Here is an 11,867-nt window from a genome sequence, read left to right as displayed (position 1 = left end):
AAGATGGCTCGTGACGAACTGGTGGTGCGCCGGGACGGCCGAGAGGTCGCCGTCCGGCGCGGCCCCGGCGCGATGGCCTACGTGCGTCCGTGGCTGACCACCTCGCTCATGGTGCCCGCCGGGTGGGCGGCCCACATGATGTGGGGCGACGCCGGAGGATGGACGGTCGCCGCCGCGGCTGGCGTCACCGCCGCCGGCGGTGTGGTGACCTACTTCGCCCACCGCCTGACCACCGCGCGTACCTGGTACGCGCACGTGATCTCAACCGCTTCCACCGGCATGGGCACGCTCTGGCTGGCGACCGCCACCATCGCGGGAACGGGTCGTCCCATGCTCGACCTACTCATCCTGACCGGCGGCACACTGGCCGCGGCCTCGAACGTGCACACCTGGTCGGCCGGACAGGGCAACGCCTCCTCCGAAGGAGGGCCGATCGCGCTGCCCTCCTGGGAAGAGATCGCCGAGAAGCTGCACATCAAGGGCGTGACCATGCGCGTCACCAAGCAGACCGACGTGCAGACCAAGGGGCGTCTGACCCTGGCGCCCGGTAAGACCGTGGACGACCTCCAGGACCGCCGCAAGGAACTGGCGTCCGCCTACGGTGTCGCCCCGGGGGCGATCACGATCGCTGAGGACCCCACGCACGCCGGACGCGGTGAGATCACCATCGTGACCAAGGATCTCCTCGGACAGCTCGTGCCGTGGCCGGGGTTGGACCCGGCCACCGTGGGGGTGTCCATCGCCGATGCTCCGTTGGAGCTGGGGGTCTACACCGATGGCGAACCGTACCGGGACATGCTCCCTGGCAAGCACACCCTGACCGTGGGCATGTCCGGTGCGGGCAAGTCCGTGCACGGCAAGATCAAGCTCGTGCAGGTCGCCGCCCGGTCGGACACGTTCGTGTGCGCGATCGACCTGGCCAAGGGCAAGCAGACCCTCGGGCCGGTGGAACGCGCGATCGGGTGGCCCGCCTACGACAAGAAGGCCTCCCGTGCGCTGCTGGACGCACTCAAGAGGGCCGTGCGTGCCCGTGCGGACTACCTGGGAGAGCGCGGTCAGGCTCAGTGGACGGCCGGTTGCGGGCTCACGTTCCTCCACGTGCTCATCGAGGAGGCGGCCGAGGCCGCCGACTTCGACGAACTGGTGGAACTGCTGCGGGTGGCCCGGTCCGTGGGTATCCACATCGAGGTCAGCCTCCAGCGCGCCACCTACGGCAACCTCGACACGGACGCGAGGGCGAACCTCGGTGACGGTGTCTGCTTCGGTGTCAGGGACGACGCGGACGCCTCCTACGTCCTGCCGGACTACGTGATTGCTGCCGGGGCCGAACCGGCTCGGTGGCGCAAGTCCAAGCCGGGAGCCGCCTTCGCCGCGATCGAGTACGCCGACTCCGAGCGGCACGTGGTGCCCGTGAAGATGTTCGGCCCGCCCTCGACCAACCCGGCTGAGGAGAACACGGTTCTGACTCCGGCCGCTGAGTCGCTGACCGACCAGGACGCCAAGCTCGACACGGTCACCCGCGCGGCGTTCGGTAAGGCCTACTCCGACTACCGGGCCGCTCAGGACGGCACCACAGCACCGGACACCGCCGCCGAGCCCGCTCCAGTCTCCCGATCGGTGGACGTCCTCGAGGACCAGGACGAGCCCGCAAGTGACCACGTGGAGCCGATCGTGCTGACCACTCCCGACGACGACCCCGACATCACGGGCGACCTCGACCAGGAGATCACGCCGGTGGAGGGGGAGAACTTCTCCCTGGCTCCGCGTCGGCGCTCCAAGGAGTCGGCTGAGGAGGCTCGCGCGGCGCTCGACGCCATGTTCCAAACCTGGCTCGACCGAGGCCTGACCACCTTCCGCGCTCCGGAGGTCGGTGACGGCTTGCGAGAGATCGGCGTTGATCGCAAGCGCGCGTGGGTCTACCGACAGCTCAACCGACTGGAGGAGGAGGGGCGTATCCGCCACGAGGACGACGGCTCGTGGTCGATCGTCTCGGGGCACCTCGTGGCTGCCTGAGACCGTCTCGACTGTGTCTCCACTGGCTGTCTCCACCCCTGTCTCCACAAGGTGGAGACAGCCGCTGACCTGTAACACCGCGCCGGGGTGTCTCCACCGGCCCGGACACCAAAAAGCGGCTCCGGTGCATAGCCGCCAAGCAACCACCGGAGCCGCGCTCTCAGAAAGAGCACTCCCAAAGGAGCACTTCCATGATGCAGCACTGCGGATCGGGGGTCACGTCGTGACCAACCTCCGCTTCCTCGACCCCGATGGCTCCCGTTACGGACTGCCGACCTACCCATGGGGTACGGCATGGGTCGCCGACGACGACCTGGCCACCCGCAAGCAACTGTCCGCCATGGGGTTGCGCCCCGGCACCTCTGAGCCCGTCGCTCAGCTGATGTGGCGCTCCCGCAAGGCCAAGAACGGTGTCCGCACCGCCGCCCTCTACCGCATCAGCGAGGCCCGACCGAAGGAGGAGTTCACCGAGGCCCGCGCCCGGGGACTGGCCGCCGCGATGCGTGCCCGCCGCACCTGCCCGACCTGCCGCCTGGTGTTCGTCTACGTCATTCCCACCTCGCTGGGTGAGTGTCCGGCCTGCCACGAAGGCGGCACCCCCGAGGACTGGGAGCTGGAGGCAGCGGCATGACCCCGACGAACGTTCTGCCGCACGCCATTGCTGCCGCCCGTCGAGGCTGGTCGGTGTTCCCGCTGCGCACCCGTGCCAAGCGGCCTGTGCGGACCTTCACCGACTGGGAGCGGCACGCCACCCGCGACGAGAACGCCATCCGCTCCTACTGGGGAGCCCACCCCTGCCACAACGTCGCCGTCGCGTGCGGACCCAGCGGCCTGGTGGTGGTCGACCTCGACACTCCCAAGGACGACGACACCCCGCCGCCGGAATGGGAGCGTCCCGACATCACCAACGGCATGGACGTGTTCGTGGCCCTCGCGCATGAGCACGCCAGAGGCGACGCCGCGTTCCTGAACACGTTCGACACGTTCACTGTGACTACACGCCGAGGCGGCACTCACCTGTACTACGCCGCTCCGGAGAACGTGCCCTACCGCAACACCTCCGGTCGGTTGGGGTGGCTGATCGACACTCGCGCCACGGGCGGGTACGTCGTCGGCCCCGGATCCTACGTGGCCAACCCCGACGGGCGCGGCCCCTACACCGTGACCAACCCCGCCGACGTGGCACCGCTCCCCGGATGGCTGGCGACGCTGCTGGAACCGGCCCGGCGTCGCCCGGTCACCTCCGGACAGGTCCACCAGGCGCTCGCGCACCGGCCGGGGATGGCCCGGTACGTCACGCAGGCGCTGCGAGGCGAGGTGGACAAGGTCCTGTCCGCGCGGAAGGGGCAACGCAACCACACGCTGAACCGGGCCGCGTTCGCCGTCGGCACCCTGGTCGGTGCGGGGATGCTCCCCAAGCACCTGGCAGAGGACACCCTCGAACAGGCCGGACTCCGCATCGGGTTGGAACCCTCCGAGGTGGACGCCACGGTTCGCAGCGGCATCCAAGCAGGTATCCGCCGTCCGCGGGGAGCTGCCGCGTGATCCCCGCCGACGGCCACCAGGGCACCGAACGGGGATGGGAGGCCCCCACCCCGCTCGGTGCCCGGGGCACCCCTCCAGCCTTCCCCGCCGACTGCCTGCCCGACTGGGTAGCCGCCTTCGTCAAGGCGGTCGCGGAGGAGACCCAGACGCCTGTGGACGCCGCCGGGTGCGTCGCACTGGCCGCGTTGTCCACCGCCGCCGGGGGACGTGCCATCGTCCAAGTCCGGGGCACCTACACCGAACCGGTCAACCTGTTCACGGTCGTGGCTCTTCCGCCCGCCTCGCGCAAGTCGGCGGTGTTCCGGGCGATGACCGGGCCGATCCTCAAAGTCGAGGCCGAACTCACCGACCGGACCCGTCCACAGATCGTGGAAGCCGAGCTGGCGCGCGAGGTGGCCGCCGGGGTAGCGGAGAAGGCCAAGGCCAAGGCCGTTTCGTCCAAGGGAGCCCCGGACGCACTCGCGGATGCCTCGGACGCCGCTGCCGCGATCGATGGCATCGATATCCCGGTCATCCCGCAGTTGGTCGCCGACGATGTCACCCCGGAGCGGGCCGCGTCCATCCTGTGCGACCAGGGCGGCAGGCTCGCCGTGCTGTCGGCGGAGGGAGGGATCTTCCAGATCCTCGCTGGCCGCTACTCCGGCATGCCGAACTTCGACCTGTTCCTTAAAGGCCACGCCGGGGACATGCTGCGCGTCGACCGCAACGGCCGGAGTGAACACGTCGAATCCGCCATCCTCACGCTCGGACTGGCCGTGCAACCGGACGTGATCAAGGAGATCGCGACCGGCCCCGGCTTCCGAGGCAAGGGACTCCTCGGGCGGTTCCTGTACGCCCTGCCCGAGTCCAACATCGGCACCCGCAACGTCGACCCGGACCCGGTTCCCGCCGACGTCGCCGCCACCTATGAGGAACGGCTGATGCGGATGGTGGTGCACCTGTTCGACTGGACCGACCCCATCCGTCTCCAGCTCTCACCGGAGGCCGACGCGCTTCGGCTCGACTACGCCCGCAAGCTGGAGCCGCGGCTTCACCCGCGCACCGGGGACCTCGGGCACATGTCGGACTGGGCTGGCAAGTCTGTCGGCGCGATCGTGCGCATCGCCGCTCTGCTGCATCTGGCGGATAACCCGGTCGACGGTTACCGGCTCCCCATCGGGGGCGAGACCATGGCCGCCGCGATCCGGATCGGGGAGTACTTCACCCGCCACGCCGAAGCCGCGTTCGACCACATGGGTGCCGACCCCGAGACCGAGCGCGCCCGACTGGTCCTGGACTGGCTCCGCCGTAAGAAGCCCGCCCGGTTCACCGTTCGCGAAGCGTTCTCCGGCCTGCCGCGCGGCACCTTCCCCAAGGTCGCCGACGTCCTCCCCACCCTGGAACTGCTGGAGGGCTACGGCTGGATCGCGATGGAGCCCCCGCCCCCGCGCAACCCGAAGGGAGGTCGTCCGCCCTCGCCCGCCTACCAGGTTCACCCGCAGATCAGCGGCCCCGGCGCATAGCCGCCAAGCAACCACCGGGGCCGCACTCCCAGAAAGGAAGCACTGTCCATGACCGCTGAGAAGAAGCTGCTCCGTGTCGAGGAGGCGGCGAAGCTGCTGGGAATCGGCCGAACGCGCGTCTTCGAGCAGATCAAGCTCGGACGCCTGCGCTCCGTCAAGATCGGCACCTCCCGCCTGGTGCCCGCTGTCGCCCTCGACGAGTACGTGGCCCTGTTGCTGGAGGAGAGCACCCAGGACCGCGCGGCGTAACCCCCCGCGGGGCCGCGCCGCCGCGGCCCCGCTCCGAATTTCTCAGGAGCGAGACCACATGACGGACAAGCCGAAGCGCACCCGGCAACCGAACGGGGCGTCGTCCATTTATCTCGGCAAGGACGGACGCTGGCACGGCCGCGTGACCGTGGGGGTCAAGGACGACGGGACCCCCGACCGTCGACACCTGTCGCGGAAGAGCCGGAAGGACCTGACCAAGGCCGTCCGGGAGCTGGAGAAGAAGCGCGACGAGGGGAACGTCCCCGAGGCCGGGAAACGGTGGCGAGTGGCCGCCTGGCTCACGTACTGGCTGGAAGAGATCGCCAAGGACTCGGTGAGCGAGTACACCTACTCCGGCTATCGGGTGGACGTCCACCATCACCTCATCCCGGGTGTGGGTGGGCACTGGCTCGACAAACTCCAGCCCGAACACCTCGAACGCCTCTACAAGAAGATGCAGGCCAACGGCAGCAAGCCCGGCACTGCCCACCACGTCCACCGCACCGTCCGGGCCGCGTTGAACGAGGCCAAGAAGCGCAGGAAGTTCGTCGGCGACAGCCCCGCCGACCTGGCCAAGCCCCCGAAGGTCGAAGAGGAGGAGGTCGAGCCGTACACGGTCGAGGAGATCCGCCGCGTCCTGGAGCTGGTCGCCGACCGCCGCAACGGAGCCCGGTGGGCGATCGCCCTCTCCCTGGGGCTCCGCCAGGGCGAAGCCCTCGGGCTGAAGTGGTCCGACGTCAACCTTGCCTCGGGCACCCTGCGGGTCCGCCGGAGCCTGCTTCGCCCCAAGTACGAACACGGCTGCGGGGGTATCTGCGGACGCAAGCCGGGCCTGTGCTCGCAGAAGGTCCGCACCAACCCGCTGACCAAGGACACCAAGTCCAAGGCGGGTCGACGCCCGGTCGGTCTGCCCGACCCCGTGGTCGCGCTCCTGCGGCATCACAAGGAGATCCAGGGCAAGGAGCGGGAGGCAGCACAGGACCACTGGAACGAAGGCGGGTGGGTCTTCACCGACGAGTTCGGGCGATCGCTCAACACCAACACCGACTACCGGGAGTGGAAGGCCCTCCTCCGGCAGGCCGGGTTGCGCGAGTCCCGCCTGCACGACGCACGGCACACCGCCGCGACCGTGCTCCTGATCCTGCGGGTGCCCGACCGGGCCGTGATGGCACTCATGGGTTGGTCATCCGCCTCCATGGCCAAGCGCTACCAGCACGTGGTCGATGAGGTTCGCGCTGACGTCGCCGACCGCGTCGGAGGGCTGATCTGGGAGGCTCCCCAGGAGGGGGAAGAAGGCTCCGCAGCGGCCAACTGAGACCACAACTGAGACCACCGACGACGAAGCCCCGGAGCGCTGACGCGCTCCGGGGCTTCGTTTCGGCTGGTGAGCCGTGGCGGAGGATAGGGGATTTGAACCCCTGAGGGATTGCTCCCAACACGATTTCCAATCGTGCGCCCTAGGCCACTAGGCGAATCCTCCGCCGACAACTCTACAGGCTCACGGGGGATGGTTCGAACGGTCACTCCGTGGCCGGTCCGCGCGGGTCAGCTCTGGCTGGACAGGACGCCCTTGATGGTGTTGTTGCGGAAGGCGTCGACGAACAGCGCGTGGTCGGCCCGGGCCTGCGCGGCGTAGGCGTGTGCGAAGTCTGCGCACCACGACGCGAACTCCTCATCGCGTCCGTCGAGGACACCGGCCACGGCCTCCTCGACCACGTCGCTCACCAGGCCGGAGTCCGCGTGCGAGTCCGACACGCAGTGCGCCTTGGCGGTCGCGCGGCCCAGGTAGTCCAGGACGGGGGCGATCTCCGACGGCTCGGTGAGCCCGCTCCAGTCCAGGTCGTTGGTGTAGGGGGAGATCTCGCTGACCACGAAGCCGGCGCCGTCGATGCTGGTGTGGCCCAGCAGCGGGTCGGCGTGTGCCTGCAGCGCCCGCTGGGACACGGCGGTGCGGTGGCCGTGGTGCTCGAAGGCGTCCATGATGTACTGGTCGGTCACCACCCGTGACGGTGCGGCGACGTTCCCCTGCTTCATGGACAGGACGATGTCGTTGTCCCACGCCTCCGAGCGGCCCTCGATGAGCAGGGTGTAGGCGGGCAGCCCGGCGGAGCCGATACCGAAGCCGCCGCTGCCCACGACGTCCTTGACCGTGTACTCCAGCGAGGAGAAGCGCTGGTCCTCGGGGATGGTCTCCAGGTAGGCGTCGTAGGCGGCGAGGGCCTTCTCGCGCTCCTCGTCGCCCAGGCGGCGCACGCGCGGCCCCTCGCGGAACCGGCGGTCGTACCCGTCGCGCTCGGTCATGGCCGACAACATCGCGGCGCGGCTGTTCAACCGGGTCTGCTGGAGGACGTCGTGCACGGTGCCGTCGGTGTTGCCCAGCTTCAGGGAGAACTCCGAGTCCCCGCCCCGGTCGGCGAACTCGCGCACCTGGGCGGTGTAGGCGCGGACGTAGCGCCGCACCAGGGCGGAGATGTCGTCGTCGGACAGGGCCTTCTGCCACCCGAGGAGCGCGATGCTGGCCGCGAAGCGCAGCACGTCCCAGGTGAAGTGGCCGAGGTAGGCCTCGTCGAAGTCGTTGACGTCGAAGACCAGGCGGCCCGTGGAGTCCATGTACGTGCCGAAGTTCTCCGCGTGCAGATCGCCTTGGATCCACACGCGCGAGGTCTGCTCGTTCGCCCACGGGTCGGGCATGCCGGCCACGTCGGCGTAGTAGAGCGGTGCGGTGCCGCGGTAGAAAGCGAAGGGGTTCGCGGCCATCTTGCGGAACTTGACGCGGAACGCGGCGGGCGCGTCCCCCATCAGGTCGGCGAAGGCCGTCTCCAGGGTGTCCACGATGAGTTCGCGGCGCTCAGGTGAGTGGTCGGTGGATGCTTCAGGGGTGAATATGGTGCCCATGATGAAATGAGATGTCCCTGTTCCTCCACATGTTCAGGCGCGTTGAGTCACATGTGCACAGGCATGGCGGCACGGGTGGGCCGGGGGGTGACGGAAGGCCTCCGGGTTCGGTTACACTCGGATTCAGACCCCTCGTGCGGCGTCATCCTATGAACCTCCCCAGGGCCGGAAGGCAGCAAGGATAAGTAGGCTCTGGCGGGTGCGCGGGGGGTCCTTCGCTTTCCCTCCTCCCCTCCACGGGCCGGACCCCACACGTCTTCCGGATTCGAACCCGAGCTGTCATCGTGTGCGGGTTGAATGGGGGCGTGGCAGGGACCAGGGGAGTGATCACACCGTGAGCATCGCGCTGTACCGCAAGTACCGTCCGGCGACATTCGGTGAGGTGCGCGGACAGGAGCACGTGACCGACCCTCTGCGCCAGGCGCTGCGCAGCGGCCGGATCAACCACGCCTACCTCTTCAGCGGCCCGCGCGGCTGCGGCAAGACCACGAGCGCCCGCATCCTGGCGCGCTCGCTGAACTGCGTGGAGGGCCCCACCCCCGACCCCTGCGGCGCGTGTGAGTCCTGTGTGGCGCTCGCCCCCGACGGCGGCGGCAGCATCGACGTCATGGAGATCGACGCCGCCTCCCACGGCGGTGTCGACGACGCCCGGGACCTGCGGGAGCGGGCCTTCTTCGCGCCGGTCGGATCGCGCTACAAGATCTACATCATCGACGAGGCGCACATGGTGACCCGGGAGGGGTTCAACGCGCTGCTCAAACTCGTCGAGGAGCCCCCTCCGCACCTGAAGTTCGTCTTCGCCACGACCGAGCCCGAGAAGGTCATCGGGACCATCCGGTCGCGCACACACCACTACCCCTTCCGGCTCATCCCGCCGAGCACCCTGAAGGCGCTCTTCGAGGACCTGCTCAGGCAGGAGGGGATCCCCTACGACCCGGCGGCGCTCCCGCTGGTCGTGCGGGCCGGGGCCGGTTCCGCGCGGGACGGGCTCTCCGTGCTCGACCAGCTCATCGCGGGGTCGGGTGAGGAGGGGATCACCCGTGAGGGCGCGGTGTCCCTGCTCGGCTACACCGATTCCCACCTGCTCGCCGAGATGGTCGACGCGCTCGGGGCACGGGACGGGGCCGCCGTGTTCGGCCTCATCGACCGCGTAGTCGAGGGCGGCCACGACCCGCGCCGGTTCACCGCCGACCTCCTGGAGCGCTTCCGTGACCTCGTCGTCCTGGCCGCCGTCCCGGACGCCTTGGACAAGGGGCTGGTCAACGTCGCGCCGGAGGCGGCCGAGCGGATGCGGGACCAGGCGTCGCGGCTGGGGCCTGCCGAACTCACCAGGGCCGCGGAGATCCTCAACCAGGGGCTGACCGAGATGCGGGGGGCGACCGCTCCCCGCCTGCTCCTGGAACTCATGTGCTCACGGGTCCTGCTCCCGGCCGTGTCCGGGGACGACGCCGCGGCCCTCGTGGCGCGCCTGGAGCAGGTGGAGCGCCGTCCCGCCGCGAGTGCGCCCCCGGCCCCGCAGCCGACCGCGCCCCCGGCCTCCGGAGCCGCGGCATCCGCGCCGACCGCGCCTTCCGCCGGCCCGTCGCGGCCTCCCTCCGAGCCCGTGTCCCCGGCCCCCGCACGGCAGTCACCGCCGCGGCCCCAGACACGGTCGTCCGAGCCCGACGGGTGGGCCGCGCCGAGGCAGGCCCCTGCGGCCCCGGAGGCCCCGGCCCCCTCCTCAGGCGGGGGTGTGGACCTGAACACGCTCCGGGGAGCCTGGGAGCAGGTCCTGGAAGCGGTCAAGGGCCGCCGCAGGTTCACCTGGATGGTCCTGACCGGCAGCAACGCCCACCCGGTCGGGGTGGAGGGCAACACCGTCCTGCTGGCCTTCAACCGCCCCAACGACGCCAAGGGCTTCACCAACAGCGGGGGCGACCAGCTTGTCGCCGACGCGGTCCGGCAGGTGCTGGGGATCGAGGTGCGCGTCGCGGCGGCCGGAACGAACCCCGGGGGCGCGCCCACGCGCCGTCCCGCGCCTGCCGAACCCGCCGGCTGGGATCCGCCCGCGCAGCGGCCCTCCGCGCCGTCCCGGCCCGAGCCCGCACCGGCCGGTCCCCCGCCGGGCAAGGTGGTTCCCGGACTTCAAGCGCCCCCGCCCGACCCGTTCGAGGACCCTTCGGCCGCGCCGCCGCCGGAACACGTGGATTCCCCGGAGCCGACCCGGAAACCGGAGTCGGCAATGCCGGAACCCGCCCCCGCGGCACCGTCGGTCGGTGCCTCCCCGAGCGGCACCGGAACCCGTGGGACCTCCGCCGTCCCGTCGGCGGGCGGGGCCTCCCTCATCGAGTCCGAACTCGGTGGCCGGGTGATCGAGGAGATCGAGCACGAGGCCCCCGCCGAGTAGCGGGCGGGGCGCCTGGTACCGCAGCGGATCACGACCGGACGGGTGGTCCGATCCGCCAGCTCCGGCCGTCGGGGGAGTCCAGCCACACGCGGTGGACCCCTTCGCCGTCCACCGACAGCCCGAAACGCTCCGGGGGCGGGCAGCTGAGCCCCCGCCACGTGTCCAGGGCGTCCTCGAACTCGTCCCAGATGCTGCGCGGTCCGCCCTGCTCGATCATCCACGAGGTTCCGTAGGGGTAGATGCGCACCCAGGAGCGCCCCGCCCGGTCGCACGCCCAGAGCCCGGTCCCCGTACCGATCCACCTCTGCCGGATCCGCCAGTCCGGCACCATCACGGACAGTGCGAACGCGGACGGGAAGGCCATCAGAGCCACGAGGGGATCACTCTGGGTCAGACGGTACTCGTCCGGCTGCTGACCGGAGTCCCGCGCCGACGGGCAGGGCGGTCCGGGCGTGCGCAGGGGTACGAACCCCACGCCTCCCCGGAACGTGCCGACCGCGGAGCCGTCCCGGCCGCATGTCACACGGGTGAGGACTCCCGCGCACTCCAGCAGGCCCCAGGGGCAGACGATCAGACCGCCGGGGCGGGTCTGCCGCAGCCAGGCGGGCGGGATGCGGCGCACACCGCAGGTGGAGGTGATCCGGTCGTAGGGCGCGTCCGGCGGCCAGCCCTCGTAGCCGTCGGCGTGGTGGACGGCGGGCAGGTAGCCCTGCGCCCTCAGCGTCGTGCGGGCTGCCTCCGCCAGGTGCTCGTCGACCTCCACGCTGGTGACGGCGGAGTCCCCCAGCCGGTGGGCGAGCAGCGCGGTGTTCCAGCCGGTCCCCGTGCCGATCTCCAGGACCCGCTGTCCCCGCGCCAAGTCGGCCGCCTCCAGGATGTGCGCCAGGACCGTCGGTGCGGCGCTGGAGGAGGTGGCCGACCGTGCCACCGCGGCACGCCGGGCGGCGCGTCCGGTTCCCCGTTGGCGGGGGAGCCTGCGTTCCTCGACCCGGGTGCCCACCGCGTCGTCGGTGTAGACCGCGGAGAGCCACCGCTCCGGACTGTTGGCGGCGTTGAGCGGGGTGCCGTGCGGGGTCAGGACGCCGGAGCCGGGTACGTAGCGGTGCCTGGGGACGGCACGGAAGGCCTCGATGAGCGCTGGGTCGCTCAGAGTGCCCTCCGTGATCATCGCCTCGATCAGAGCCGTGTGGCGCTCTTTGGCGGTCAACACGTCGTCCCCCGTGACTTTCGGTGCTTGTCGGTGCCGGTGGGGCGCCAACGGCACCGTTGTGCCCAGC

9 protein-coding genes, 1 tRNA gene and 1 other RNA gene are annotated in these 11,867 nt (G+C 70.5%); 8 read left to right on the top strand and 3 right to left on the bottom strand.

Going from position 1 to position 11,867, the window contains the following annotated elements; translation table 11 throughout:
- Window positions 1–3: 3 nt before the first annotated feature.
- The 6 genes from B042_RS0108120 to B042_RS0108095 all read left to right on the top strand — a co-directional run bounded on the left by B042_RS0108120 (window position 4) and on the right by B042_RS0108095 (window position 6,624).
- The gene (locus tag B042_RS0108120; RefSeq protein ID WP_028647876.1) at window positions 4–2,013 is read left to right on the top strand and encodes a hypothetical protein; all 2,010 of its coding nucleotides are present in this window, start codon (window positions 4–6) and stop codon (window positions 2,011–2,013) included.
- A gap of 223 nt (window positions 2,014–2,236) precedes the next feature.
- Window positions 2,237–2,644 carry an RRQRL motif-containing zinc-binding protein gene (locus tag B042_RS0108115; RefSeq protein ID WP_028647875.1) on the top strand — a complete coding sequence of 136 codons (408 nt, stop codon included), beginning with the start codon at window positions 2,237–2,239 and terminating at the stop codon, window positions 2,642–2,644.
- Window positions 2,641–3,558: a bifunctional DNA primase/polymerase gene (locus B042_RS0108110; RefSeq protein WP_028647874.1), complete on the top strand. Its 918-nt coding sequence runs from the start codon at window positions 2,641–2,643 to the stop codon at window positions 3,556–3,558. Before B042_RS0108115 ends, B042_RS0108110 begins: the two co-directional genes overlap by 4 nt.
- Window positions 3,555–5,060: a YfjI family protein gene (locus B042_RS22370; protein WP_051415541.1), complete on the top strand. Its 1,506-nt coding sequence runs from the start codon at window positions 3,555–3,557 to the stop codon at window positions 5,058–5,060. The genes B042_RS0108110 and B042_RS22370 overlap by 4 nt, the downstream gene beginning before the upstream one ends.
- 48 nt (window positions 5,061–5,108) lie before the next feature.
- Window positions 5,109–5,309: an excisionase family DNA-binding protein gene (locus tag B042_RS0108100; protein ID WP_036554291.1), complete on the top strand. Its 201-nt coding sequence runs from the start codon at window positions 5,109–5,111 to the stop codon at window positions 5,307–5,309.
- Between the two features lie 58 nt (window positions 5,310–5,367).
- The gene (locus tag B042_RS0108095; protein ID WP_028647872.1) at window positions 5,368–6,624 is read left to right on the top strand and encodes a site-specific integrase; all 1,257 of its coding nucleotides are present in this window, start codon (window positions 5,368–5,370) and stop codon (window positions 6,622–6,624) included.
- Between the two features lie 77 nt (window positions 6,625–6,701).
- Here the strand turns inward: B042_RS0108095 and B042_RS0108090 are convergent.
- Window positions 6,702–6,789: transfer RNA gene (locus B042_RS0108090), tRNA-Ser, on the bottom strand.
- A 65-nt stretch (window positions 6,790–6,854) separates the two neighbouring features.
- Entirely contained in the window at window positions 6,855–8,204 is a 1,350-nt protein-coding gene (locus B042_RS0108085; RefSeq protein ID WP_036554289.1) for a DUF2252 domain-containing protein, read from the bottom strand.
- Window positions 8,205–8,327: 123 nt separating this feature from the next.
- Between B042_RS0108085 and ffs the strand changes: the two genes are divergently transcribed.
- An RNA gene (ffs, locus tag B042_RS24830) (signal recognition particle sRNA small type) lies at window positions 8,328–8,423 on the top strand.
- Between the two features lie 115 nt (window positions 8,424–8,538).
- Window positions 8,539–10,590, top strand: coding sequence for a DNA polymerase III subunit gamma and tau (locus tag B042_RS0108080; protein ID WP_028647870.1), 2,052 nt, complete (start codon window positions 8,539–8,541; stop codon window positions 10,588–10,590).
- A 28-nt stretch (window positions 10,591–10,618) separates the two neighbouring features.
- Here the strand turns inward: B042_RS0108080 and B042_RS0108075 are convergent, their stop codons facing one another.
- Window positions 10,619–11,797, bottom strand: coding sequence for an rRNA adenine N-6-methyltransferase family protein (locus B042_RS0108075; protein ID WP_028647869.1), 1,179 nt, complete (start codon window positions 11,795–11,797; stop codon window positions 10,619–10,621).
- Window positions 11,798–11,867: the final 70 nt, after the last annotated feature.

The organism is Nocardiopsis sp. CNT312 (genome assembly GCF_000515115.1).
Lineage (GTDB): Bacteria > Actinomycetota > Actinomycetes > Streptosporangiales > Streptosporangiaceae > Nocardiopsis.
Note: the sequence above shows the minus strand (reverse complement) of the source record. Positions and strands in the feature narration are given on the sequence as shown.